Origin of the sequence: Methylobacterium variabile (genome assembly GCF_001043975.1) — a bacterium.
Lineage (GTDB): Bacteria > Pseudomonadota > Alphaproteobacteria > Rhizobiales > Beijerinckiaceae > Methylobacterium > Methylobacterium variabile.
Genome location: NZ_LABY01000073.1, coordinates 1 through 25074, shown reverse-complemented (window position 1 = coordinate 25074; position 25074 = coordinate 1). Strand labels below are relative to the sequence as shown.

The following is a 25074-nucleotide window of genomic DNA, read 5'->3' as shown; positions in this document are numbered from 1 at the left end:
ATGCCCCGCCACGCCCGCCGCGACCTGCTGGCGAAGTTCCACGCCATGATCGCCCGGCGCCAGCCCATCATCGGGGGCGGCGCCGGCACCGGCCTCTCCGCCAAGTGCGAGGAGGCCGGCGGCATCGACCTCATCGTGATCTACAATTCGGGCCGCTACCGCATGGCCGGGCGCGGCTCGCTCGCCGGGCTGCTCGCCTACGGCAACGCGAACGAGATCGTGAAGGAGATGGCCCGGGAGGTGCTGCCGGTCGTGCGCCACACTCCGGTCATCGCCGGGGTCAACGGCACCGACCCCTTCGTCATCATGGACCACTACCTCGACGAGCTGATCGCGCTGGGGTTCTCGGGCGTCCAGAACTTCCCGACCGTCGGGCTCATCGACGGCACCTTCCGGGCGAACCTGGAGGAGACCGGCATGGGGTTCGGGCACGAGATCGACATGATCCGCCTCGCGCACGCCAAGGACCTGCTCACCACGCCCTACGTGTTCAGCGCCGAGGAGGCGGCCGAGATGGCGCGGGCGGGGGCCGACATCATCGTCCCGCATATGGGCCTCACCACCGGCGGGGCGATCGGCGCCGAGACGGCGCTGACGCTCGCCGACTGCCCGGCGCTGATCGAGGCCTGGGCCGAGGCGGCGCGGCAGGTGCGCCAGGACGTGATCGTGCTCTGCCACGGCGGGCCGATCGCGACGCCGGAGGACGCGGCCTACGTGCTCGCCAACACCCGCCTGTGCCACGGCTTCTACGGCGCCTCCTCGATGGAGCGCCTGCCGGCCGAGACGGCGCTCACCGAGCGCACCCGCGCCTTCAAGACCATCGCCTTCCCGGAGACCCGCTGATGGCCCGCGCCTACGCCTCCACGATCATCGACGCCCCGGTCGAGACCGTGTGGTCGCTCATCCGCGACTTCAACGGCCTGCCGTCCTGGGTGCCGGGCATCACCGACAGCCGGATCGAGGACGGCCTCGACGCCGACGTGGTCGGCTGCGTGCGCGCCTTCCGCCTCCCCGACGGCACCCTGGTGCGCGAGCGGCTGCTCTCCCTCGACGATCACCGCTACAGCTTCAGCTACAACTTCGAGACGCCGGCCTTCCCGGTGACGGACTACCTTGCCCGCGTCACGCTGATCCCGGTCACGAACGGCGACGGCACCTTCGCCGAGTGGGAGGCCACCTTCGACGAGCGGCCCGAGGATGCGGGCACCTACGCGGCGATCATCGCCGACGGGGTCTTCAAGGCCGGATGGGACGCCCTGAAGGCGAAGGTCGCCCGCGAGCGGCCAGGGGCCCCCGCGGGCGCCGTGCGCTGGCAGGGCCTGCCGCCCCACAAGGTGTTCTGCTCCTCGGTGATCCCGGCGCCGGTCGAGGCCGTCTGGGCGACGATCCGCGACTTCGCCGGCATGGCGGACTGGCACGAGGGCATCGCGCGGATGCACATGCTGGGCGGCGTGCGCCCGGACAAGGTTTCGGGTGTGCGCGACTTCCTGTTCGGCGAGGGGCACCTCAACGAGGAGCTGATCCAGCTCTGCGACCGGACGCGCTCCTACACCTACCGCATCACCAGGAGCCCGATGCCGTGGCTGCACTACGTCTCCGGACCGCGCCTGCGGCCGGTGACGGATGGCGACCGGACCTTCGGGACCTGGTTCGGCGACTGGACGGCCGCGCCCGCCGACGACCTCGTGCTGATCCCGCAGGTTCATCACGGCGTCTACCAGAAGGCCTTCGACACCGTGGCGGCACGGCTCGCCCGAGGGCCTGCCGCAACCGCGTGAACCGGCCGCCGCGGGGGACGTGGGGCCTGTTCCGAGCGGGAATCGTCCGAAACAGGCTCCACGGGTCGATCACGCCTGGATTCAGGCGACGGGCGAGAGGACGCGGCGAGAGGAAGCGACTGGGGTCCGGCTCCCCTCACGGCTTGATCACGGCGAGAACGGCGATGATGACCACGGCCGGCACGACGAGAGCTGAGACCCGCACAGGCTTGACGCCGTGCCCCATGGCGAGCCGCCGTACCTGTCCCGACTGGAGGCCGTGGACGGCGGACAGAACGACGACGAGGACCAGTTTCGCCCGGAGCCAACCCTCGGCGAACCAGCCGCCCGAGACGGCGAGCCCGAGGCCGAAGGCCCACACGCCCAGCATGGCCGGCACCGTGACCACCCGATCCCATCGCCTCAGAACCGGGGCGAGGGGGGCGATCCGGTCCGCCGCCGCTCGTCCGGCCGCGAGGAGCAGGCCACCGGCGACCACCCCGCCGACGAACAGCAGGGCGCACGCGACGTGCAGCGCCTTGAGCCACGGATAGGCGTCCGCCAGGGTCATCTTCCCTGTCCTCGATCAAGCCGTGCCGAGGCGCGGCCGACGATGGGGCCGGCCGCAAGGAAACCGGCCACGGGAACGAACGCTGCCAGCGCCAGCCGGGCCGCCTCGCCGCGCGACAGCAGCCCGGCGCCGAGCGCCTGGAGAACGAGCCAGAGGTAGGTCACGAAGGCGAAGCCGTGGACCGGGCCGAGGACGCGGACCGCCGTCGGCCAGTCCCCCAGGTGCTTCAGGGGAACGGCGGCGCCGACGAGGAGGAGGAGCGTCGTCGCCTCCGCCACAGCGGCGATCCTGAGCCATCGCAACGATCTCAGATCGGCGTGCCCACCCCCGGCCGTCGGGACGGCCGAACCCGCTCGGTCGGGCCCACGACGCCATCCAGTCTGCCAGCGATCCGTGCCCAAGATGCGCCTCCGCGTCGGTTGCCAGACCGGGGTATCCGACAAGGTCGGACCACCGTGAGTGGCGGAAACGACATCGATCGATTGCTTCCTGCCAATCGCCCCGTTTGGTAGGGAGTGGCGGGCAGCAGAGGGCAACGGCGTCATGGCGCACGTCGTCGGCGTGTTGGCGTTGCACGGGGTCGTACCTGTCGACCTGTCGATCCCTTGCGCGGTCTTCGACCGCGTCCCGGGGGCCAATGGCGCGCCTTTCTACGAGGTTCGGGTCTGCGGCGAGGCGCCGGAGGTCCGCGCGCGGCCGTTCGGGTTGCGGGTCCCCTATGGCCTCGACGCGCTCGTCTCGGTCGACACGCTCGTCGTCCCCGGCATCGAGGATCCGACCACGCCGGTCGCACCGGTCGTGGTGACGGCGATCCGGCAGGCCTGGGCAGCCGGCGCGCGGATCGCATCGATCTGCTCGGGGGCTTTCGTGCTCGCCGCAACCGGATTGCTGGACGGACGACGCGCCACCACGCACTGGCTCGCTGCCGGCGATCTCGCAGGGAGGTACCCTGCCATCGACGTGGATCCGAACGCCCTCTTCGTCGATGAGGGACGCATCATCACGTCGGCCGGTGCCTCGGCGGGCTTGGACATGTGCCTGCATCTCGTGCGGCGCGACCTCGGCCAGGCGGCGGCTGCCCATGCTGCCCGGCTCGCGGTCGCCCCGCTCGACCGGGACGGCGGACAAACCCAGTTCATCCGCCACGAGCCGCCGCGCACGAGTGCGAGCCTCGCGCCCGTGCTCGAATGGATGCTGAAGAACGTCGCCCGGCCCCTGAGCGTCGCGGCCATGGCAACCCATGCGGGCATGAGCGAGCGCACCTTCGCCCGGCGCTTCCAGGAGCAGACCGGGACCACGCCGATGCGGTGGTTCCTCTCGGCCCGGATCAGGCGGAGCCAGGAATTGCTGGAGAGCGACGGCGCGTCGGTTGACCAGGTGGCCTTGGCCAGCGGCTTCGCGTCACCGGTCACCTTCAGATCAAGCTTCCGCAAGCTGACCGGGATCAGCCCGACGGCCTACCGGGCACGGTTCAACGCTGAGCGCCGACCGGCTCACGACAAGCCGTTTGATGCCAAGAATGGTTGAACGATGCAGCAGGATTTGCGGGCATCTTCTCCCGTGCATCGCGCTGAGATGTGAAGGCACGATCGATTTTCTAAGGAGAAAATTCAATTTCGCAATTCGTCGTGCTGAAATCTCTCAGATCCTGAGCACGATCTTCCCGAAGTTGTCGGCGGATTCCAGCATGCGATGAGCCTCTGCGGCCTGGGCGAAGGGCAGGACGGCATGGATCGCCGGGGTGATGCGGCCGCCGATCAGCTCCGGCAGCCAGCGTTGCCGGAAGCGCTCGACGACGGCCGCCTTCTCGACGGCCGAGTGCGGTCGGAGCGTGAAGCCGCGAAGCTGCAGCATCTTGAGAAGCACCGCGGCGACGTCGAGCTGGCAGGCGCCGGAGCTCAGGAGCCCGACGAAGGCCAGCCGCCCGCGCCAGCGCAGGAGCGAGACGTGGCGGGCGAGATAGGCGGGCCCGATGAAATCCTCCACCACGTCGATGCCGTCGGGATGGATCTCGCGAAGGGCGTCCGCGAAATCCACGCTGCGGTAGTTGATGACGTGGGGGATCCCCCATTCGCGCAGGCGACGCGCCTTGTCCTCCCGTCCGACGGTCGCCACGATCTCCGCCCCGACGGCTCTCGCCATCAGGACCGCCGTGCTGCCGACCGCACTGCCGCCGGCATGGATCAGCACCCGTTCGCCCCGGGCGAGGCGGGACAGCTCGAACAGGGTTTCGTGCGCCGTGCAGAAGGTCTCGATGACGGAGGCCGCGCGCACGTCGTCCCAGTCGGCTGGCACGGCGACGACGTGGCGGTGGTCGGCCACGGCGTAGTCCGCGTATCCGCCGCCGGGCAGGAGCGCGGCAACCCGCGTCCCGGGGGCGATCCCGTCGACCTCCGCCCCCGCCTCCATGACCGTGCCGCCGCACTCGACGCCGAGCACGGGGTTCGTTCCCGGCGGGAGCGGGTAATGCCCGGCGCGCTGCATCGCGTCGAGACGGTTGACGCCGACGGCACCGATCCGGATCAGCACCTCGTGGGGCGCGGGGCGTGGCCGCTCGGCCTGCTCGAAGCGCAGCGCGTCCGGGCCGCCGGGCACGGGGGCGTGGCAGATGCTCATGGTCGGCATGGCTTTGTCCTCGGCGCTGTCCTTAAAGCCGCGGTGGAAGTCGGGCCCGTGGGGCGCCCCGTCAGCGATCGAGGGACGCGCCTCGGCCGGGATGCGGCGCGTGGAACCACTGCTCCTGGACGAAGCGGAACGCGCCGACATGGCCCGGCCGGATGCGGGCGAAGCCGGGGAAGTGGATGTGCATGCCCGCCACCAGGAGATCCTCCTCGACGCAGCGCTGCAGGATGCGCCGCCGCGAGACCGCGCCCGCCGCGCTGTCGGTGTCGAAGATCATGCCGACGCCCGGATCGCCGAGCTGGACCTCGGGGACGTGCACGGTGTCGCCCCAGACGATCATGGCCTCGCCGCGCGACCGCAGGATGTAGCAGGTGTGCCCCGGCGTGTGGCCGGTCGAGGGGACCGCCGTGATGCCGGGGAGCGCCTCGTGCTCGTGCGAGAACCGGCGGACCGCGCCGTCGAGGTAGGGGCCGAGCTGGACGCGCCCGGCATCGAAGTAGACCCGCTTCTGGCGCTCGGTCGCCCCCGCCTTCGCCGCATCGTCGAACCAGTGGTCGATCTCCGCCTGATGGACGTGCACCAGCGCGTTCGGAAACAGCTTGCGCCCCGTCGCAGGATCCGTGAGGCCGTTCGAATGATCGGGATGGACGTGGGTCAGCAGCACGTCGGTGATCGCGCCAGGGTCGATCCCGAGCCCTCGAAGGAGGCCGGGCAGGTGGCCGCAGGTCGGCCCCATGATGTCGCCCGAGCCGCAATCGACGAGGATGGTGCGGGTGCCGTCGCGGATCAGGAAGGCGTTGATCGAGACCACGGGCGGCACTGTCCTCCCGTCGTCCTGCAGGAAGCGCGCGAGCTTGGCGTGATCGCCGTCGCGCATGATCTCCAGCGTGTCGTAGGCCACGTAGCCGTCGCACAAAGCGGTCACGAGAACGTCGCCCACCAGGCGATGGTAGACCGCCGGCACCTGGGAGAAGGGGGTCATGTCGCGTCTCCTTCCGGCCCGGCGACGAGGGCGGGCTTGGCGACGAGAGCGGGCCTGGGCGTCTCGACGAGGTCGTGGGTCTCCATCAGGCGGCGGCGGAGTTGCGCCCGCGCGATCTTGCCGATCGCGTTGCGCGGCAGCGTCTCCACGGCGGCGAACAGGCGCGGCCGCTTGTAGGACGTCATCGCGTCCAGTGCCGGGCCGAGGCGCGCGCGCCAGTCATCGGGCGGACGCTGCGCGACGAGCGTGACGATCTCGCCCCAGTAGTCGGACGGGGTGCCGAGGACGACGAGTTCCGTATCCGGGAGGAGGGGCGCGAGGGCGCGCTCGACCTCGTCGGGCGAGACCTTGTAGCCGCCGCTCTTCATCATGTCGGATTGCCGCGCGACGAGGAAGAGACGGCCGCGCGCGTCCACGAAGCCGATGTCGCCGGTGTCGTGGAACTCGTCGGCGGCCCGCAGCTTCCGGCCCTCGCGCGTCATGTAGCCGGCCGAGAGATGCGGGCTCATCAGGTGGATCGCCCCGGTCTCGCCGCGCGGGAGGCGGGTGCCCGCCTCGTCGCGGATCTCGACCCGGACGCCCGTCGCCGGCCAGCCGACGCACAGCCCCTCCGCCGGCGCCTCGGCGTAGGCCGCGGCGGTCTCGGGGGGATCGAGGACCGTGATCGGGTTGAAGATCTCGCTCTTGCCGTAGGTCACGCGGACGATCTCGCCGAAGCGCTCGACGGCGCCGCGGTAGGCGAGCGGCGTCAGGGGCGCCGTGCCGGTCAGGATCGTGCGCAGCTTCGGCACGAGGTCGCGATGCTCCGGGCGAGCCCAGGCATCGAGGAGCTTGGCGAGCACCGTCGGCGGGGCGAAGACCTCGGTGATCTCGCCGGAGGCCAGGAGCGGCAGCACCAGAGCCGGGTCGACGCCGCGCAGGAGATGCACGCTCGCCCCCTGCGCGAGGTAGGCGAAGGTGAGCAGCGAGCTGCCGTGCGAGAACGGCGTCATCAGGAGGACGCGGTTCGCCCCGCCCGGCACGAAGGGCAGGGAGGCGCGCAGCATCAGGGTGCCGGTCCACCGGCCATGATGCGTGTGGATCGCGCCCTTGGCCGGGCCCGTCGTGCCGCTGGTGAAGACGATCCGGCTCGGGGCGTCCGGATCGACGTCCGGCCAGCCTTCCGGCTCGAAGGGGTGCGCCCCGATCCCGCGGACGTCCTCGCGAGGCACGTCGAGGTCGAACGGGAGCCGGTCCGCGCCGTCCACTAGGATCAGCCTGGCGCCCGTGCAGGCGAGGGCGTGCGCGACCTCGTCGGAGCTCAGCAGCGGGTTGACGGGGACCTCCGTCGCCCCGGCGAGCGAGACGGCGTAGCTCGCCGATGCGGCGAGCGCCGAGTTGTGGAAGATCGTCGCCACGAAGTCGCCCGGGCCGAGGCCGCGGCCCGCGAGGCGGCGCGCGATGCCCGCCGCGACATCGAGCACGTCCGCGATCCGGTGCGGCCCGTCCGCGTCGACGATCCCGATCCGGTCGCCGTAGCGCTGGTAGGTCGTCGCGAGCTCGTTGCCCCAGTTCATCCCGTGCCCCCTCTCATCCCGCCGCCTCGGCGAAGCGTTCCGGCCCGAGCGGATCCTCGCCGTTCGCGTCGAGCGCGCGCGCCCACTTGTCCAGCCACCAGCCGTAGGGCTCGGGCCAGGACGCGAAGTCCCGCTCCACGCCCATCTCCCAGGCGGCGTGGTGGGCCCAGAACGGGTCGAACAGCATCTGGCGCCCGATGCAGACGAGGTCCGACCGCCCCTCCCGGAGGATCCGCTCGGCATGGGCCGGGGTGCGGATCATGCCGACGGCGGCCGTGGGGATGCCCGCCTCCCGCCGCAGCCGGTCGGACAGCGCGACCTGGTAGCCGGGGCCCCGCGCGAGGTTCGAGTTCGTCGCGCCAGCCCGCATGTTGCCGCCGGACGAGCAGTCGATGAGGTCGACGCCCGCGTCCTTCAGCTCCCGCGCGAGGACGACGCTGTCCGCCTCCGTCCAGCCGCCCTCCATCCAGTCCGTCACCGAGAGGCGCGCGAAGAGCGGCATCGCGGCGGGAAGCATGTCGCGCAGGCGCCGCACGACGGTGAGGGGCAGCCGCATCCGGTTCTCGAGCGAGCCGCCCCAGCGGTCGGTGCGATGGTTCGCGATCGGGGACAGGAAGCTCTGCAGGAGGTAGCCGTGGGCGAGATGCAGCTCGAGGAGGTCGAAGCCGGCGAGGACCGCGCGCCGCGCGCCGGCGACGTAGGCCTCGATCACGCCCTCGATCTGCGCCTCGTTCATCGCGACCGGAACGAGCCAGCCGTCCGAGAGCGGCACCGCCGAGGCGCCCATGGGATAGAGCGGCTCGCTTCCGGCGGCGAGGTCGCGCTCGCCGATCGGGCCGTTGCCCTCGTGCGCGCGCTGCTGGCCGCCCTTGCGGCCGCCGTGGCTGATCTGGATCGCCGTCTTGGCGCCGTAGCGCTTCATCTCGCCGACGAGGTTCGCCATCGGCTCGATCTGGCTGTCGGCCCAGAGACCCGGATCGCCGTTGCTGACCCGGCCCGACCGCGTGACGAAGGTCTGCTCCATGATCACGAGGCCGGCGCCGCCCATCGCCATGCGCTGGTAATGGGCGAACTGGAAGGGCGTCAGGCGGCCGTCCTCGGCCGCGTAGGTGCCCATCGGCGAGACGACGATCCGGTTCTTGAGCGTCACGCCGCGGATCGTGAAGGGCTGGAAGAGGAGCGGCCGGCCCTCGCGCCCGCCCTCCTCGCCGGTCGCGGAGACCGTCATCGCGCGAGCGCCAGGATGTCGTGGAGCACGGTGCCGAGCGCGAGGCTGCCGGCGCCGTCGAGCTCGTCGAACAGCCGTGCGCCGAGCGCGTGGGCGGCGCCCGGGGCCGCGCCGAGCGCCGTCAGGCGCCTGTCGAAGACGTCGAGCGTGCGCGCGCGCGTCAGGAAGATCAGGTCCCGCGGCATCTGCGAGGAATGGGCCTCGCGGCGGGAGCCGTCCTTCATCCGGATGGTGATGCGGGAGTCGAGCGCCCCGCCCTCCGCGTCCGGCACCACGGTCGTCCGCCGCACGAGACCGAGGATCACCGGATCGTCCCGCAGGCTGTTGCCCATCTCGTAGGTGATGTCCCCGCGCGAGAGCATCGCCGAGACGGCGAAGGCGGTGCTGGCCTGGGTCTGCACCAGCCGCTCGTACGGGCCCTTGAAGTTCGTGCCGGGATAGACCGTGTAGGGCTCCCAGAGCGTGACCTCGATCGACTCGACCGCGGCGGGGTCGAGCCCGTCCCGGTGAAGCTTCTGCGCCGCCATCGCGGCCGGCATGTTATCGCCGAGCGTCGCGTAGGGCTTGCACATGATCCCGCGCATCGCCGCCGGGTCGGGCGGCGTCGACCAGACCTCCGGCGCGCGCTCCATGCCGGCGACGGTCGCGAGGAAGCCCTTCGGACCGTCGAGGGCCTCCGGCGCGCCGACGACGCCGGCGGCGGCGAGGCAGGCCGCGATCAGCCCGCCCTGTGCCGCCCGGCCGTTCTGGACGCGCCACTCGTCGGCGCCGGCCCGCACGGGCTCGAGGGTTCCCCCCGTGGTGGACGCCGCGATCGAGACCGCGGAGGCGGCGCGCTGCGCGTCGAGGCCGAGCACGACGGCGGCGCCCGCCGCGGCGGCGATCGTGCCGAGGGTCGGGCTGGTCCGGAATCCGCGGGCGATCAGCCGGCGCGCGACGACCTCGTCGCGTCCGAGCCAGTTGATCGTGCTGTAGCCGGCGACGAGGGCGCGGAGCGCGGATTCGAGGCTCGCCCCGTCCCGCTCGGCCAGGGCGACGACGGCCGGCGGCACGAGGGAACCCGGATGCGTCCAGGAATCGTGGTCGGTGTCGTCCTGGAAATGCGCGTGCGCCGCGACCCCGTTGGCGAAGGCCGCCTCGCTGGGGGCGAGGCGGATTCCGGACGCCCAGGCCGATGCCGCGCCGTCGCTGTCGGGGGCAAGCGCCCGCGAGAGGGCGATCGCCGCCCGGGTCGTCGGCTCGTCGCGCGCCGAGAGCGACAGGCCGAGCGTGTCGATGAGGCACATCAGCGCCTTCTCGCGGATGTCCGGAGCGAGCGGTCGCGACGCGAAGCTTCCGAGATAGTCGCCGAGGATGCGTCCGGCTGGCGTCATGTCAGTGTCTCCCCTTATTCTTGTGCCGGACGTCAGCCGCGGCTGTAGGCCCAGGCCCGGCTGACCTCGAGCCCGAGCCCCCGGCGCAGCCGCACGAGGGACAGGGCGTGGCTCCAGGCGGCGGCGAAGACGTCGAGCACCACGGCCTGGTCGATCCGGCGCAGGCCCTGCTTGGCGAAGATCTCGGCCATCACGCCCTCGGCCGGCACGATGACCTCGGCCCCGTCGGCGATCAGCGCGCGCGCCGTCCGCGTGAAGGCCTCGATCAGGGCCGAAGGGTCGTCGCGCGCCGCGATCAGCGCGTACTCGTCCATCCCCGGATCCAGCGCGGTGACGGCCTGGACTCGGGCCTCGAGGTGGTGCTTGGCCACCGAGAGCTTCGTCATGTAGGCGACGTTCGGGGCGTTGGAGATCAGCGCGATCCGCGTGCCCAGCGAGCAGCCGACGAGGAGCGACGCCTCCGTCAGGGAGACGACGGGGATGTCGACCGCGGTGCGCATCTCGCGCAGGTAGGGCTCGCTGAACGAGCCGATCACGAAGGCGTCGTAGCCCTGCCGCTCCGCCTCCACGGCCTGCTCGACGATCGGTCCGAGCACGCGATGGTAGAGGTGGGCGTTGCCGAGCGCGTCGCTCGGACTGAGGTCGCCGTAGGTTCCCTCGGGCAGGCCCTGCACGTGGATCTCGGCCTCCGTGCTGAGGAAGGCCCGGGCATGGGCCTCGATGCCCCGCTTGTAGGCCGCGATGCGGCTCAGCTCGTTCACGGATTGGTGCCATATGCGCGTGGGCATTCCGCTCTCCCGTTCCCGCTCGATCCTCAGGCCGCGGAGCTCTCGCGACGCGCTTGCGTCGTCGCGGGCGCGAAGACCTCGGGCCCCATCGGCCGCTCACCGTTGGCGGAGAGCGCCCGGCCCCACTTCTCCAGCCACCAGCCGTATTGCGGAGGCCAGTCGGCGAAGCCGTCGTTGACGCCGAGCGCCTCCGCCGCGTGGTGGGCCCAGAACGGATCGAACAGCGCCTGGCGGGCGATGCAGATCAGGTCGGCCCGCCCCTCCTGCAGGATCCGCTCGGCGAATTCCGGCGTGCGGATCATGCCGACGGCCGCGGTCGGGATGCCGGTCTCCGCCCGGATGCGCTCGGCGAACGGAACCTGGTAGCCCGGTCCCCGCCCCAGGCTCGCATTGGTCGCACCGACGCGCAGGTTGCCGCCCGACGAGCAGTCCACGAGGTCGATCCCGGCCTCGGACAGGGCGCGCGCGAGGATGAGGCTGTCGTCGATCGTCCAGCCGCCCTCGATCCAGTCGGTGGCCGAGATGCGGGCGAAGAGCGGCATGGAGGACGGCACGACCGCCCGGACGGCGCGCACCACCTCCAGCGGGAAGCGCATGCGGTTCTCGAGGCTGCCGCCGTAGTCGTCGTCGCGCTGGTTGGCGAGCGGGGAGAGGAAGTTCTGCAGCAGGTACCCGTGCGCCATGTGGACCTCGATGAGATCGAAGCCCGCCAGCACCGCGCGCCGCGCCGCCGCCGCGAAGGCGTCGCGCAGACCCTCGAGCTGACCCCCGGTGATCGCCTCCGGCGTCCGCCAGCCCTCGCCGAGCGGCAGGGGCGAGGGCGCGAGCGGCACCCATTCCTCCTCGCCCATCGCGAGGTCGCGGTCGGTCAGCGGGCCGTTGCCGCGAAACGCGCGCTGCATGGAGGATTTCCGGCCGCCATGGTTGAGCTGGATGCCGGCCTTGGCCCCGTAGCTCTTGATGTGGCTCACGAGGGCGCGCATGTCGCCGATCTGACCGTCCTCCCACAGGCCCGGATCGCCGTTGGTCACGCGCCCGCGCCGGGTGATCGAGGTCTGCTCGATCATCACTAGGCCCGCGCCGCCCATGGCGAAGTTGGCGTAGTGGGTATGGTGGAAGGGCTGGAGGCGGCCGTTCTCCGCCGAGTAGGTGCCCATCGGCGAGATGACGACGCGGTTCTTCAGCGTGACGCTACGCAAGGTGAACCCGGAGAACAGTTTGACGTCGGAGCCCATTGCGTTTCCCTCCCCATTGTCGTGTTGGCCCGAACGGGATCCGCGCCCCGTCGGCCGTGTCGTCGTGCCCGCCGCCCGCGAGGGGCTTACGGGCCTTCGGCCGCCTCTTGCCCGCGGGGCGGGGCGCAGGACGCCTGCGGATCGAAGGTCGTCGGGATGAGGACGCGACGCGGCTCGTCCCGGCTGCCCCGGATGATGTGGTCGAGGAGCAGCGACGCGGCCGTCGCCCCGACCTCGCTCTGCTCCCACCCGACCACCGCGATCGGCGGCTGGTGCAGGTCCGAGAGGTCGTTCCGCCCCGAGGCGACCACCGAGATGTCGCCGGGGATCGTGAGGCCGTGCGTCCGGATCGCCCGCAGGACGCCCGAGAGCATGTCGATGCCGCCGGCGATGATCGCCGTCGGCCGCTGCGACAGGCCGAGCAGCGCCGAGGTCGCCCGGTAGGCGTGGTCGCGCAGGAAGCTCCCGGACACGACGAGGTCCGGCAGGGGCGCGATTCCCCGTTCGGCATGGGCGCGCTCGAAGCCGCGGACGCGGGAGACCGCGGGATGCAGCCCCATCGGGCCGGTCAGGAGCGCGATCCGGCGATGGCCGAGGCCGAGGAGGTGCGACGTCGCCAGGCGGGTTCCGCCCTCGTGATCGACGTAGACGGCGTCGCACCAGGGCGGCTGGTCCCGGTCGATCATCACGAGCGGAACCGGCAGGTCCCGGAGGATCTCCTCCATCTCGCCCTCGATCGGCGTGTAGGGTCCCATCAGGACGCCGTCGACCTGACCGCTCGAGAAGCTGCGCAGGAGCTTGATCTCGCGCTCGCGCCGGCCCTCCGAGTTCGAGATGAGGAGCGCGTAGCCGGCTTCGTTGAAAACGTTCTGCGCGGTCGAGACGAAGCCGCCGAGCTGGGCGATGTTGATCTCGCGCAGGATGCAGCCGACGGTGCGGGTGCGCCCCATCCGCATCGACTTCGCCGCCGCGTTGGGCACGTAGCCCAGCTCCGCGATCGCTTCCTCGACCGCCTTGCGGACCGCCGGCTTCACGTCGGACGCGTCGTTCACGACCCGCGACACGGTCCCCGTCGAGACGTTGGCGAGCTTCGCGACGTCGCGGATGGTGGGGACCCTCGGCGCCTTCTCTCGATGCCCGTTCATCGGATCTCGAACTGCCACTGCTCGGTTGCGACGCGGTAGCCCGTCCCCTCGCGCACGAGGTAGCCGAGGCCGGGGAAGTGGATGTGCATCCCCGCGACCAGCATGTCCTCGTCGTGGATGCGCCGCAGCAGCGCGATGCGGTTCGCGGCCGCCGTGTCGGGGTCGTAGTCGAAGCTCATCGAGACCTCGGGGCGCGCGACCTGGATCTCGGGAACGTGCGCGAGGTCGCCCCAGACGATCATCTGCCGCCCCTGCGAGCGCAGGAGGTAGGTCGAGTGGCCCGGCGTGTGGCCGGCGCATTCGACGAGCGTGATGCCCGGCAGGACCTCGTCGCCGTCATCGGCGAGGCGCAGATGCTCCGCCCGGTAGGGCCCGACCTGCTCGCGCGCCCAGCCGAAGTAGCGCTCGCGCTGGCGTGCATTGGCCCGCGCCATCGCCTCGTCCGAGAACCAGTGCGCGATCTCCTTGCGGTTCACGACCACGGTCGCGTTCGGAAATAGCCGCCGGCCGCTCGCTGCGTCCGTCAGGCCGCAGGAATGGTCGGGATGGCAGTGGGTGAGGAGCACGTGCCCGATCTCGGACGGCGCGACGCCGGCCGCCGCGAGGTTCGCGAAGAGCTTGCCCGCGGTCGGCCCGAACTTGTCCTGCGAGCCGCAATCGATCAGCACCGTGCCGGCCGTACCCCGCAGGAGGAAGCAGTTCACGGAGATCCGCGGCGGCGAGATCCGGTGGTCGCGTGCCATCATCCGGTCCACGTCCTCTCGCGAGAACTCCCGGAAGATGTCGTACCCCATCTCGACGTAGCCGTCGGACAGCGCCGTGACGAGGATGTCGCCGAAGCGGCGGTGGTAGACTCCGGGGATCTGCGTGTCTGGCAGGCTCATCGTGCACCCTGTGTCGTGACCGTGGCAGTTGCTGTACCGGCAGTCTCACGGTTCGTCGTAAGCCACTCCCCCTTCCCGGATCGCCGCCCACTTCGTTGCCGTCGTCCGGGAAAGGGGGCTCACGACAGGCCGTGAGCGTGTCGGCACGCGCGTGCGCCGGTGTCGTGTGCCGCGACGCGGTCGGGCGCTGCTCTAGTTCAGCGTGAGGTCCCGCAGGTCGCCGATGGCCTCGATGTCCCAGAGCGTCGCGAACAGCCTCGCGGCGCGTTCGGGCGGCAGCCGGATCTCCGCGCAGTCGCGGAACTTCGCCTCGAGCTCCTCGCGCTCGAGCTGGCGCTGCCAGGAGCCGCGCGCGTGCTCCACCGGCGCGTGGCGGTGCACCGTGCCGTCCTTCAGCGTCACCCAGACGAGGTCGTGCGGCGCCATGGGCATGTCGGTCCCGGCGCTCTCCTCGCTCGCCGTGACGTCGACCCGCTCGAGCATCGCCTGGATGTCGGGACGGCCGACGAAGCCGTCGGTGAGCTCCGCGAGACCGACCCGCCGCGCCAGGAGGGCGCTCGCCATCGCGAACTCCATCGAGAACTTCGCCTCGAGGCCGGTCCTGGGCCGGGTGTTGCGCAGCATCAGGCGCTGGGTGGCTCCGGTATGGACGTGGATGGTCTCGACGGCCTCGCTCGCGAGGTCGTGCTCGCTCGCGAGGTCGATCATCGCGTCGATGGCCCGGTGCGTGGCGTAGCAGGTCGGGTACCGCTTGATGTTCACGCCGAAGCGCTCGACCAGCCACTCCTCGCCGATGCGGAAGGCGGCGGGATCGAGGTCCGGCGCGCCGGACGGGGAGAAGGCCCTCAGGAACCCCGTCCGATGTTCGAGGGCATCGAGGCTGCCGGTGTAGCCGACGCTCGCGAGCCGCGCGGCCTGGATGCCCGACTGCGCCGTGCGCCCGGCATGCAGCGATTTCGTCATCGAGCCGAAATTCGCCACGAGCCCGGCCGCCAGCGACGCGGCGATGGCGAGCGCATGCGCGGTCTCCTCGGGCCCGAGCCGCCGCAGCCGCGCGGCGGCGGCCGCGCAGGCGAGCGTTCCCATCACCGCCGTCGGATGGAAGCCGCGGTCGTGCAGGTGGCCGGGCTCGAGTTCCGCGAGGTGGGCCCAGAGCTCGTAGCCGACGAGATAGGCGTCGATCGCAGCCTCGCCCGAGGCGGAGAGCGCGTGGGCCTCGGCCAGGATCGCCGGCACGAGGACGGTGCTCGGATGCCCCGCCAGCGCCACGTCGTCGAAGTCGAGGACGTGGGCGGCGACGCCGTTGACGAAGGCGGCCTCCGCCGCGCCGTAGCTCTGCCCGTCGACCGCCACGGGCGCCTCGTTGCTGCCGGGGACGGGCGAGGCGATCGTGGCGGCCAGCCGCACGGCCGGCTCGCCCGCGCCGGCGAGCATCACGCCGACGCAATCGACGAAGCCGATGCGCGCGGCGTGCCGCGCGCGCGCCGGAGCACCCGCACCGTCGAAGCGGGCGACGAAATCGGCGGCCTTCCTGGTGACGCTGTCCATGACCACCTCAGTAGGAACGCGGCATGCCGAGCACGTGCTGGCCGACATAGGCCAGAACGAGGTTCGTCGAGATCGGGGCGGTCTGGTAGATGCGGCACTCGCGCCACTTGCGCTCGATGCCGTACTCCGTGGCGTAGCCGAAGCCGCCATGCGTCTGCAGCGCCGTGTCCGCCGCGTTCCAGGTCGCCTCGGAGGCGAGGAGCTTGGCCATGTTGGCCTCCGATCCGCAGGGCTGCCCGGCGTCGAAGAGGGCGGCGGCCTTGCGCGCCATGAGGTCGGCGGCCTCGAGGGCCACGTGCGCGCGGGCGATCGGGAACTGGATGCCCTGGTTGGCGCCGATCGGCCGGTTGAACACGACGCGCTCGTTGGCGTAGGCCACGGCCCGCTGGATCATGTAGCGCCCGTCGCCCACGCACTCGGACGCGACCAGGATGCGCTCGGCGTTCATCCCGTCGAGGATGTAGCGGAAGCCCTTCCCCTCCTCGCCGACCAGCGCGGAGGCCGGGACGCGCAGGTCCTCGATGAACATCTCGGTCGTGTTGTGGTTCATCAGCGCCTTGATCGGGCGGATGTCGATCCCGTTGCCGCGCGCCTCGCGCAGGTCGATCAGGAAGACGGAGATGCCGTCCGTCTTCTTCTGGACCTGGTCGATGGGCGTCGTGCGGGCGAGCAGCAGGAGCAGGTCGGAGTAGCGGGCGCGGGAGGTCCAGACCTTCTGCCCGTTGATGACGTAGCCGTTGCCCTCGCGCACGGCCCGCGTCTTGAGCTGGGTGGTGTCCGAGCCGGTGGTCGGCTCGGTCACGCCGAAGGCCTGGAGCCGCAGCTCGCCCGAGGCGATCTTCGGCAGGTACTCGCGCTTCTGGTCCTCCGAGCCGTGCCGCAGGAGGGTGCCCATGATGTACATCTGGGCGTGGGCCGGGCTCGCCACGCAGCCGCAGGCGTTGATCTCCTCGAGGATGACGGCCGCGGCCCTGAGCGGCAGGCCGGCGCCGCCGTACTCCTCCGGGATGAGGGCGGCGAGGAACCCGCTCTCGGTCAGCTCGGCCACGAAGGCCGACGGGTAGCCCGATTCCTCCTCGAGCTTCGCCCAGTACTCCATCGGATACTTCTCGCAGATCCGGCGGACCGAATCGCGCAGCTCGGGATAGTCCTTGCCGATATCGAGCGTGACGTCTGGCTGGCTCATGTCTGATCTCACGAAGCGAGGGCGGGGGCTGCGGCCGTCCGGGGGGCGGTCGCGTAGGTCTTGGGGAGGCCGGCACGGGCGATCGCGCCGCTGTAGCGCTCGTCGCCGAGCCAGCCCTCCACGTCGCGGCGCAGCGCGAGGAGCGCCGGGATGTCGATGCCGGTGGCAAAGCCCATGCTGTCGAGCATGAAGGCGGCGTCCTCGGTGTTGATGTTGCCGGTCGCGCCGGGCGCGAAGGGGCAGCCGCCGAGGCCGGCGAGCGAGCTGTCGAAGGCGCGCACGCCCGCATCGAGCGCCGCCGCGACGTTGGCGAGGCCGAGCCCGCGCGTGTCGTGGAAGTGGCAGACCACCCGCCGCTCCCCCGCGATGGCCAGGATCGTCGGCAGAAGGGTCTTGACCTGGGCCGGGTTGCCGTAGCCGACGGTGTCGGCGACGATCAGCTCGTCGGCGCCGCCCTCGGCCACCTTCGCGGCGACCTCGAACACCCGGTCCGGATCGACGTGCCCCTGGAGCGTGCACCCGAAGCTCGTGGCGAGCCCCACGCCGAGCACGAGGCCGCGGCCGTCCTGCGTCCGCTTCAGGGCGACGATCCGCTCGAACTCCGCGATCGCCTCGTCGGTCGAGCGGCGCACGTTGGACCGGCTGTGGGCCTCCGAGATCGACAGGACGTAGTTGACGTGGGTGAAGCCGGCGGCGAGCGCCCGCTCCGCGCCCTTCAGGTTCGGCACGAGGGCCGAGGCGGTCACGCCGGAGAGCTCCGGCAGGGCGGCCGCGAGCGCGTCGGCGTCGGCGAACTGGGGCACCACCTTCGCGGGCACGAAGGAGGTCAGCTCGATCTCGCGCAGTCCGGCCTCCTTCAGCCGCAGCGCCCATTCGCGCTTGCGCTCCGTCGGCAGGAAGCGCGCCGCCATCTGGATGCCGTCCCGCAGGCCGACCTCGCGCAGGATCGCGTGTTCCGGCATGCGCTACACTCCCCGGAACTGCGGTTTGCGCTTCTCGTTGAAGGCGCGCACGCCCTCGTGCCGGTCCTGCGTCGCGACCATGCGGTTGTAGCACTCGATCTCGAAGGCGAGCCCGTCGGCGAGCGACATCTGCAGGCCGCGGTGGATCGACTGCTTGGCCTGGCGCACGGCGATCGGCGCGTTGCCGGCGATCCGGCGCGCGACGGCGAGGGTGGCCTCCAGCAGCTCTCCCTGGGGCAGGACGCGGTTGACGAGGCCCCAGTCGCAGGCCTCCCGCGCGGTGAAGGGCAGCCCCGTCAGGATGATCTCCTTGGCACGCCGTTCGCCGAGCGCCCGCGGAAGGTTCTGGGTGCCGCCGGCCCCCGGCATGATCCCGAGCGTCACCTCGGTCAGCGCGAAGCGCGCGCTCTCCGCCGCGTAGGTGAAATCCAGGGCCGCCGCGAGCTCGCAGCCCCCGCCGAAGGCCGCCCCGTTGATCGCGCCGATCAGGGGCACCGGACAGGCGACGACCGCGCGCAGCATCCGCTCGAACATGGCGTGCTGGCGCAGCCACTGCGCATCGGTCATGCCGTTGCGCTCCTTGAGGTCGCCCCCGGCGCAGAAGGCCTTCTCGCCGGCGCCGGTGACGACGATCGCCCGCACGCCGTCCGTCTCGAGCTGGAACCGCTCGAAGAGGTCGAGGAGCTCCTCGCCCATGCGGGTGTTCATCGCGTTGGCCGCCTGCGGCCGGTTCAGCCGGACCAGGAGCAGGTGGTCGTCGATCCGCTCCAGCCCGAGAGTCTCGAAGGTGGCGTTCATCCGTGATCCTGCAGAAGGCTTGCGTTGTGGGCGCCGAGGGCCGGCGCCGCCCCACCCGAGGTGGGGCGGACGTCGTCGATCGTGATCGGCAGCCCGACCCACCTGTGGCCCGCCCCTTCGGTGAGGATGCCGACGGCCTGCGTCTGCGGGTGGGCCCAGACCTGATCGATGCTGAGCAGCGGGCAGTTCGGCACCTGGGCGGCGTCGAGGGCGGCGCCGAGGGCCGCCGCGCTCATGCCGCGGATGGCGGCCGCGATCCGCGGTACGAGCTCGTCTCGCAGGAGCACCCGCTCGCGGTTTCGCGCGAAGCGGGGGTCGTGCCCGACCTCCGCGAGCCCCGGGATCGCCTCGCACAGCCGCGCGAAGAGCTTGTCGTTGCCCGCCGCGATCATCACCCAGCCGTCGCTCGCCTCGAAGGCCTGGTAGGGGACGATCTCGGCCAGGCCCGATCCCTGCGGCTTGCGCACCTCGCCCGAGACGGCGTGCGCAGCGAGCGGGATCGTCATCCAGGCGAGCCCGGTCTCGAAGAGCGAGGTCGACACCCGGGCGCCGGTCCCGGTCGCGCCGCGCTCGCAGAGCGCGGCGAGGAGGCCGATGACGGTCCACATGCCGGCCCCCATGTCCACCAGGGACACGCCGACGCGGACCGGCGCCCGGTCGGCCTCGCCGGTGATCGACATGATCCCCGAGCTCGCCTGGGCGAGCGGGTCGTAGCCGGGCTTGCGCGCCAGCGGGCCCGAGCTGCCGAAGGCGCCGATGTCGCACCAGATCAGCTCCGGCTTCTCCCGGCGCATCGCGTCCGCCTCGAGGCCGAACTTCTCGAGGAGGCCGGGCCGGAGGTTCTGGATGACGGCGTCCGATTCCAGGATCAGGCGCTTCAGCGCGGCTCTCTGCGCCGGGTCCGAGAAGTCGAGCGTCACGCTCTCCTTGGAGCGGTTGAGGGCGTGGAAGACGGTGGCGTCGTCGCCGAGGAAGGGGGGCCCCCAGCCGCGGGCGTAGTCGCCGGTCGCCGGGTTCTCGACCTTGATCACCCGCGCGCCGAGCTCGGCCAGGATCAGGCCGGCATAGGGCGCGGCCACCGAGTGGCCGAGCTCGAGAACGGTCAGACCGCCGAGTGGTGCGGTACGCTGCAAATCGCTTCTCCTCATCGGATGGTGGGAAACCGGAGCCGGGGTCACAGGTACTCCTCGGCGAGCGCGGCTCCCCTGATCTCCTCCGTCCGGCCCGAACGCCGGATCTGGCCGGAGCGCATCACGTGCCCGTACTGGGCGATGCGCAGCGCGGGACGGGCCATCTGCTCCGTCATCAGCACCGCGATCCCCTCGTCCTGCATCCGCCGGACCGCCGCAGAGATCTGCTGGATCCAGACCGGCGCGAGGCCGAGGAACGGCTCGTCGAGCAGGAGCAGCTTCGGCGCCCCGCTCATCGCGCGGGCGATGGCGACGAGCTGCTGCTGGCCGCCCGACAGCTCCCCCGCCGCCTGGGCCTGCCGCTCGGCCAGGAAGGGGAACGACGCCACGAGCCCGTCCCAGCGACGCCCCTGCTCGCGCGGCGCCAGGCGCACCGCTCCGGACAGCACGTTGTCCTTGACGCTCATGCTCGGGAAGACGCGCCGCCCCTCGGGCGAGTAGCCGATCCCGAAGCGGGCGCGGGCGTCGCTCGGCAGCCTGGCGATGTCCCGGCCCTCGAAGGTGATGCGGCCGCGGGCGGTGCGGACGAGTCCGATCACGGCGTTGATCAGGCTCGACTTGCCGGCGCCGTTCGCGCCGATCAGCAGGACGGTTTCCCCGGCGCCGACGTCGAGGTCGATCCCATCCACGGCGCGGGTGCCGCCGTAGGAGACGTGGAGATCACGAATGCTGAGCATCGTCGTCCTCCTCCTCGGCGCCACCGAGATAGGCGTCGATCACATCCTTGCGGCTCAGGACCTCGGCCGGCGGCCCGGCCGCGATCAGGCGGCCGCCGTCGAGAACGATCACCTGCGGGCACAGGCGCCGGATCAGGTCCATGTCGTGCTCGACGAGCAGGATGCCGCACTCGAACTCGCGCTGCGCGAAGTCCACGTAGGCGTCGATGTTGGAGCGCTCGGACTTCTCGAGCCCGGCGGCCGGTTCGTCGAGCAGCAGCATCTTCGGCTGCGTCGCCAGCGCCATGGTCAGGCCGAGCATCTTCTGGAGGCCGTAAGGCAGCACCTCGGCGTGGCGTCCCCAGCACTCGAGGAGCCCGAACCGGTCGAGCAGGGGCGCCAGGCGCTCGAGCACCGCGCGGTCGCGCTTGGCGAAGCGCAGGGCCGCGATCAGGTTGTCCTCGACGCTGGAGCCGGCGAAGATCGCGGTCTGCTGGAAGCTGCGGACCAGCCCCTGCCCCGCATTCGCGTAGACGGGACGGCCGTCGATTCGCGTGTCGCCGAGCATGACCCTGCCCGAACTCAGCGGCAGCCGGCCGGACATGATGTTGATCATCGTCGTCTTGCCCGCCCCGTTGGGGCCGATGACCCCGAGGAGGCCGGCCGGCGGCAGCGTGAAGCTCACGTCGTGGAAGACCTTGAGGCCGCCGAACGCCTTCGAGATGCCGTCGGCGCGCAGGGCGTCGGCGGGAATGGTCGGGTGCGCGCTCACGACTTCACCCCCCGCGCCGGAACCGCGGCGATGGTGGAGACCGGGGCGGCCGCCCCCGGGAGCGCCCGCCGCAGGCGCCCCACGGCCTTCGAGGCGAGCCCGATGATGCCGCCCCGCGCCACCAGCGTGACGACGATGATCAGGAGCCCGAACAGGCCCGGGGATAGCTCGCCCTTCAGGGCGAAGAGGTCGGTCGCCGTCACGAGGAGCGCGGCGCCGCCGAGCGTGCCGAGGATCGCGCCCTTTCCGCCCACGATGGTGTAGGTGATGTAGTTCACCGAGGACATCGGCGCGAAGGACGTCGGGTGCGCCGTGAGCAGCATGTTCACCAGCGCGAAGCCGGCGAGGCCCGAGACCCCGGCCGCGACCGAGAAGGCCAGCGCCTTGTAGCGCCAGCAGGCCAGGCCGAGGCTCTCGGCGAGCACGTCGTTCTTCTCGATCGCCGCGAACTCGTAGCGGAAGTACCGGGTGAAGAGCGCGGTGATCGTGAAGCCGGCGAAGGCGAGGCCGGCCGTGGTCAGCAGCACCTGGCTGTTGTCCATCAGCTCGATGCCGAAGAGGGTCACCGCCGGCATCCCCACGAGGCCGTTGGAGCCGCCGGTCAAGGGCGTCGCCTCGAACAGGAGGAGCTGGACGATCTCCGTCAGCACGAAGGTGACGAGGACGAAGTAGACCCCCTTCAAGCGCAGGATCAGCCAGCCGAGCGGGATGGCGCACAGCGCCGGCATGGCGAAGGCGGCGACCCCGAGCAGGATGGCGTCGGTGACGCCGAGCCGCAGGCTGAGCAGGGCGACCGTGTAGCCGCCAATCGCCATGAACGCCGGCACGGCGAAGCTCATCAGGTCCATTCGCAGCATGATGTAGACGCCCAGCGAGGCGGTGGCCGCGATGAGGATCAGGTTCGTCTGCGAGAGGATCTGCGGGTTGCGGGTGAGCACCGGCACCGCGAAGGCGAGCCCGACCACGCAGAGCGTTGCCCATTCGTAGCCGCCCAGGAGGGCGGGACGGCGCGCCTGCGGGAGGCGCGTGACTGCTGCCCGGTCGCTCATGCCCGCCGCACCTCCCTGCCGAGAAGACCCTGCGGGCGAACCACGAGGATGAGGAGGACGAGGACGAAGAGCGCGAGCGCCCCCTTCGAGCCGCCGAGGTAGACGGCGGCGTAGGCCTCGACCATGCCGACGATGAAGGCGGCGACCGTCGCCCCGGCGACGCTTCCGAGCCCCCCGAGGATGACGGTGAGGAACGAGAAGGCGAGCACCGGGTCGCCGACATGGGGGGCGAGCGCCAGAATGGGCGTGACGAGCGCGCCCGTCAGGCCGGCGAGGCCCGTGGCAAGCGCGAAGGCGAAGGGGAACAGCGCCCGCGTGCGCATCCCGAGCGCGCTCGCCACCGCCCGGTCCTCCGCCATGGCGCGCATCGCGCGCCCGATGCCGGAGCGGTAGATGAGCCAGTAGACCGAGACGATCGCCGCGAGGCAGACGCCGATGACGACCATGTTCGCGTAGGGGACGTAGGCACCGCCCGCGCGCCACACACCGGTGATCGGGAACGAGAACTCGGGCGATTCCGGACCGAAGACGAGAAGGATCGCGGTCGCCATGACGAGGTAGAACCCCATGGTGACCATGAGGGTCGCCTGATGGTCCTCGATCACGCGCTCGAGGATGACCGTCTCGAACAGCCAGCCCAGGGCCGCCGTGGCGATCGCCGCGGCGAGCACGGCGACCGGGAAGGGCAGCCCGAGCACGACGGAGCAGTAATAGGCGACGTAGCCGCCCATCACGTAGAAGCCGCCATGGGCGAAGTTGACGACGCCGAGGATGCCGAAGATCAAGGTGAAGCCGAGCGCCAGGAGCGCGTACTGGGATCCGAGGCTGATCCCGATCAGCCCCGTCGCAATGAGGTTGTCCATCGTTCCTCCGACGATCAGTCTTCTTTGACGGCGTCCGCGCGGATGTAGTCCTGGACCTTGCCGCCCCTGACCTGTCCGATCGCGAACGGGTAGGACATCTCCTGGTTGATCCCGAAGAACTGCTGACCGATCCAGTATCCCTTGCCGATGTTCTCGTCCTCGACCGGCAGCTTGCGCATGGCGTCGGCGATCGCCTGCGGCTTGTCGACCGACTGGGCGGCCTGCGCGGCCTTGACCATCATCCGCGCCGCGAACACCCAACGGAAGAAGTCGGCGTTCTCCGGGCGCGGGCTGCCCATCAGTTCCTGGTGCTTCTTCTCGAGCGCGCGCAGGCCCTCATCCATCGCAACGGGCTCGTACCAGAGGAAGTCCTTCAACACCTCGACGCCGCCGGCCACGCGGGCGATCTCCTCGAAGCCCGGGCCGCCGAGGCGAAAGATCGGCCCGTTGAAGCCGGCCTGGCGCAACTGCTTGATGATGATGCCGGCGTCGCCCGCGGGCGAGGACGCGAGGTCGATCGCACCGGGACTGGAGCGGAGCACGCGCGTGACGATCGGCGCGAAGTTGGTCGTGCCGCGCTGGTAGTATTCCTCGACGACGGTCACGCCCTTCTTCTTGAAGATCTCGGCATTGACGCCTGCGACGTCCGTGCCGCCTTGATCGTTCGGGGCGACGATGCCGACAGAGGAGAAGTTGAAGTGCTTGCGTCCCTCGTCGATGATCGGGCCGGCCCATCCCGACGGGCCCGGGCCGATGTGGAAGACGTTCGGCCAGCGCGGGCCGATCGAATCCCTGGCAAAGCTGTTGACCATCGCGACCATGCGGTTGCGGAGGGCCACGGGCTTCATCCCGGTCACCTCGGGCGAGCCGACGGGGCCGACGATCACGTTGATGCCCTCGGCGGCCAGCGCGTTCATGGCCGAGGCGGCTCCCTCGGCGGTGTACTTGGAGTCGATCGCCTTCACCGAGACGGTGCAAGGCTTGCCGCCGATCACGAGCCGGCGCTCCTGCGCCGTCTCCTTGGCGACGAACTCGAGCGCCCCCCGCAGGGCGATCCCCCATTGGGCGGCCGGGCCCGACAGGACGGCCGGTGCGCCGATCTTCAGTTCACACGCCGATACCGCACCGCAGAACGTGACGGATGCCAGCAATGCGCCGATCACGGCGCGCCGAGCGCGAAACGCCATCATGTCTCCTCCCGTGCAGCGCTCCCTCGAGCGCCGACTCGAGCCGCCAGAAGGCCTCTTCGTGCCTCTCGTCCGGATCGTGAGGCATCCTAGGGGCGGGGTGCAGGCTCTGTCAATGAAACGTTTCAAAAATCTGGAATGGCGCGCGTCGCTCCGTCCGGCGGATTTCCTCGGCGCACATCATTCGCGGTGTGGCCCGGGCCCCAAATCGTCAGCTCTCATGCGCCGCGAAAGCAAAGTAAACATTGCAAAGCCTGGCCGTTTTTTGAAACGTTTCATGAAAACCGGCAGGGCCATGCTGACGGCGACGGAAGGGACGTCCGTCGTCGAGACGTCGACAAGCATCGACTGGAACTCGCCGGACCGGCGGAGTTAATGCAGCTCGCGCTTTCAACATCGTGCAGCAGAACGAGCGACACCCGTCGGCAATCCAGGGGCTCGCACTCTCGCCGCGAGTGTATTCGACACGACCGGTATTTTGGACCGGGCCGAACGAGAGGCTCCTGCATGGTGGTCGCCGGACGGCCCGATCCGGGACGGTGACGGGTGCGGGCGGCCGATGGCCCAAGGACGAGTGTGGCCTCACGCGGTTGTCCGTGTTCTGCCGGGGACGGATCACCGCTCACGATTCCTTGAGCGAGGAGACGATCCCCTGGTCGAGGGTCCGAGCCCCATCAGCCTGACCGCATGAAAGGCTGCTGAGGGTGGAGGCTGTGTGAAAA

24 protein-coding genes and 1 pseudogene are annotated in these 25074 nt (G+C 71.0%); 3 read left to right on the top strand and 22 right to left on the bottom strand.

Annotated elements, in window-relative coordinates; translation table 11 throughout:
• On the top strand, positions 1 to 843 hold the full coding sequence (locus VQ02_RS11805; RefSeq protein WP_048444390.1) for a phosphoenolpyruvate hydrolase family protein: 843 nt from the start codon (positions 1 to 3) through the stop codon (positions 841 to 843).
• On the top strand, positions 843 to 1778 hold the full coding sequence (locus VQ02_RS11800; RefSeq protein ID WP_048444389.1) for an SRPBCC family protein: 936 nt from the start codon (positions 843 to 845) through the stop codon (positions 1776 to 1778). The genes VQ02_RS11805 and VQ02_RS11800 overlap by 1 nt, the downstream gene beginning before the upstream one ends.
• A 136-nt stretch (positions 1779 to 1914) precedes the next feature.
• On the opposite strand, the gene VQ02_RS11795 is transcribed toward VQ02_RS11800, so the two are convergent.
• Together VQ02_RS11795 and VQ02_RS35560 are read right to left on the bottom strand one after the other, a co-directional pair.
• Entirely contained in the window at positions 1915 to 2328 is a 414-nt protein-coding gene (locus VQ02_RS11795) for a CopD family protein (protein WP_048444388.1), read from the bottom strand.
• A complete protein-coding gene (locus tag VQ02_RS35560; protein ID WP_280818939.1) occupies positions 2325 to 2630 on the bottom strand; it encodes a DUF3817 domain-containing protein in 306 nt (101 codons plus the stop codon). Before VQ02_RS35560 ends, VQ02_RS11795 begins: the two co-directional genes overlap by 4 nt.
• 241 nt (positions 2631 to 2871) lie before the next feature.
• Between VQ02_RS35560 and VQ02_RS11785 the strand changes: the two genes are divergently transcribed.
• The gene (locus VQ02_RS11785) at positions 2872 to 3855 is read left to right on the top strand and encodes a GlxA family transcriptional regulator (protein WP_048444387.1); all 984 of its coding nucleotides are present in this window, start codon (positions 2872 to 2874) and stop codon (positions 3853 to 3855) included.
• Positions 3856 to 3969: 114 nt separating this feature from the next.
• Here the strand turns inward: VQ02_RS11785 and VQ02_RS11780 are convergent, their stop codons facing one another.
• From VQ02_RS11780 to VQ02_RS40005, 20 genes and pseudogenes are all read right to left on the bottom strand, one after another.
• Positions 3970 to 4953 (bottom strand): NAD(P)H-quinone oxidoreductase, encoded by a 984-nt coding sequence (locus VQ02_RS11780; protein WP_048444386.1) that lies wholly within the window; start codon positions 4951 to 4953, stop codon positions 3970 to 3972.
• A gap of 61 nt (positions 4954 to 5014) precedes the next feature.
• Positions 5015 to 5932, bottom strand: a complete 918-nt coding sequence (locus VQ02_RS11775; protein ID WP_048444385.1) for an MBL fold metallo-hydrolase — start codon at positions 5930 to 5932, stop codon at positions 5015 to 5017.
• The gene (locus tag VQ02_RS11770) at positions 5929 to 7488 is read right to left on the bottom strand and encodes a class I adenylate-forming enzyme family protein (RefSeq protein ID WP_048444384.1); all 1560 of its coding nucleotides are present in this window, start codon (positions 7486 to 7488) and stop codon (positions 5929 to 5931) included. Before VQ02_RS11770 ends, VQ02_RS11775 begins: the two co-directional genes overlap by 4 nt.
• Before the next feature lie 13 nt (positions 7489 to 7501).
• Positions 7502 to 8716, bottom strand: coding sequence for an NADH:flavin oxidoreductase/NADH oxidase (locus tag VQ02_RS11765; RefSeq protein WP_048444383.1), 1215 nt, complete (start codon positions 8714 to 8716; stop codon positions 7502 to 7504).
• Positions 8713 to 10089: an MmgE/PrpD family protein gene (locus VQ02_RS38140; RefSeq protein ID WP_053080342.1), complete on the bottom strand. Its 1377-nt coding sequence runs from the start codon at positions 10087 to 10089 to the stop codon at positions 8713 to 8715. Before VQ02_RS38140 ends, VQ02_RS11765 begins: the two co-directional genes overlap by 4 nt.
• 32 nt (positions 10090 to 10121) lie before the next feature.
• Entirely contained in the window at positions 10122 to 10877 is a 756-nt protein-coding gene (locus tag VQ02_RS38135; protein ID WP_048444382.1) for an aspartate/glutamate racemase family protein, read from the bottom strand.
• A gap of 26 nt (positions 10878 to 10903) precedes the next feature.
• Positions 10904 to 12112 (bottom strand): NADH:flavin oxidoreductase/NADH oxidase, encoded by a 1209-nt coding sequence (locus tag VQ02_RS11750; RefSeq protein ID WP_048444381.1) that lies wholly within the window; start codon positions 12110 to 12112, stop codon positions 10904 to 10906.
• An 86-nt stretch (positions 12113 to 12198) separates the two neighbouring features.
• Positions 12199 to 13257 carry a LacI family DNA-binding transcriptional regulator gene (locus tag VQ02_RS11745; RefSeq protein ID WP_048444380.1) on the bottom strand — a complete coding sequence of 353 codons (1059 nt, stop codon included), beginning with the start codon at positions 13255 to 13257 and terminating at the stop codon, positions 12199 to 12201.
• On the bottom strand, positions 13254 to 14141 hold the full coding sequence (locus tag VQ02_RS11740; RefSeq protein WP_048444379.1) for an MBL fold metallo-hydrolase: 888 nt from the start codon (positions 14139 to 14141) through the stop codon (positions 13254 to 13256). The genes VQ02_RS11745 and VQ02_RS11740 overlap by 4 nt, the downstream gene beginning before the upstream one ends.
• A gap of 192 nt (positions 14142 to 14333) precedes the next feature.
• Positions 14334 to 15689 (bottom strand): MmgE/PrpD family protein, encoded by a 1356-nt coding sequence (locus tag VQ02_RS11735; protein WP_048444378.1) that lies wholly within the window; start codon positions 15687 to 15689, stop codon positions 14334 to 14336.
• Between the two features lie 7 nt (positions 15690 to 15696).
• Positions 15697 to 16875, bottom strand: coding sequence for an acyl-CoA dehydrogenase family protein (locus tag VQ02_RS11730; RefSeq protein WP_048444377.1), 1179 nt, complete (start codon positions 16873 to 16875; stop codon positions 15697 to 15699).
• 8 nt (positions 16876 to 16883) lie between these two features.
• Complete coding sequence (locus VQ02_RS11725) at positions 16884 to 17837, bottom strand: hydroxymethylglutaryl-CoA lyase (RefSeq protein ID WP_048444376.1); 954 nt, start codon at positions 17835 to 17837, stop codon at positions 16884 to 16886.
• Between the two features lie 3 nt (positions 17838 to 17840).
• Positions 17841 to 18635: an enoyl-CoA hydratase/isomerase family protein gene (locus tag VQ02_RS11720; RefSeq protein WP_048444375.1), complete on the bottom strand. Its 795-nt coding sequence runs from the start codon at positions 18633 to 18635 to the stop codon at positions 17841 to 17843.
• Positions 18632 to 19768 carry a CaiB/BaiF CoA transferase family protein gene (locus VQ02_RS11715; protein WP_245239703.1) on the bottom strand — a complete coding sequence of 379 codons (1137 nt, stop codon included), beginning with the start codon at positions 19766 to 19768 and terminating at the stop codon, positions 18632 to 18634. The genes VQ02_RS11720 and VQ02_RS11715 overlap by 4 nt, the downstream gene beginning before the upstream one ends.
• 41 nt (positions 19769 to 19809) lie before the next feature.
• Positions 19810 to 20502 (bottom strand): ABC transporter ATP-binding protein, encoded by a 693-nt coding sequence (locus VQ02_RS11710; protein WP_048444373.1) that lies wholly within the window; start codon positions 20500 to 20502, stop codon positions 19810 to 19812.
• Positions 20486 to 21253 carry an ABC transporter ATP-binding protein gene (locus VQ02_RS11705; RefSeq protein WP_048444372.1) on the bottom strand — a complete coding sequence of 256 codons (768 nt, stop codon included), beginning with the start codon at positions 21251 to 21253 and terminating at the stop codon, positions 20486 to 20488. Before VQ02_RS11705 ends, VQ02_RS11710 begins: the two co-directional genes overlap by 17 nt.
• Positions 21250 to 22302: a branched-chain amino acid ABC transporter permease gene (locus VQ02_RS11700; RefSeq protein WP_048444371.1), complete on the bottom strand. Its 1053-nt coding sequence runs from the start codon at positions 22300 to 22302 to the stop codon at positions 21250 to 21252. Before VQ02_RS11700 ends, VQ02_RS11705 begins: the two co-directional genes overlap by 4 nt.
• The gene (locus VQ02_RS11695; protein WP_048444370.1) at positions 22299 to 23165 is read right to left on the bottom strand and encodes a branched-chain amino acid ABC transporter permease; all 867 of its coding nucleotides are present in this window, start codon (positions 23163 to 23165) and stop codon (positions 22299 to 22301) included. Before VQ02_RS11695 ends, VQ02_RS11700 begins: the two co-directional genes overlap by 4 nt.
• Positions 23166 to 23179: 14 nt before the next feature.
• The gene (locus VQ02_RS11690) at positions 23180 to 24355 is read right to left on the bottom strand and encodes an ABC transporter substrate-binding protein (RefSeq protein WP_048444369.1); all 1176 of its coding nucleotides are present in this window, start codon (positions 24353 to 24355) and stop codon (positions 23180 to 23182) included.
• A gap of 508 nt (positions 24356 to 24863) precedes the next feature.
• Positions 24864 to 25013, bottom strand: a pseudogene (locus VQ02_RS40005) (IS3 family transposase); the annotation flags it as partial.
• Positions 25014 to 25074: the final 61 nt, after the last annotated feature.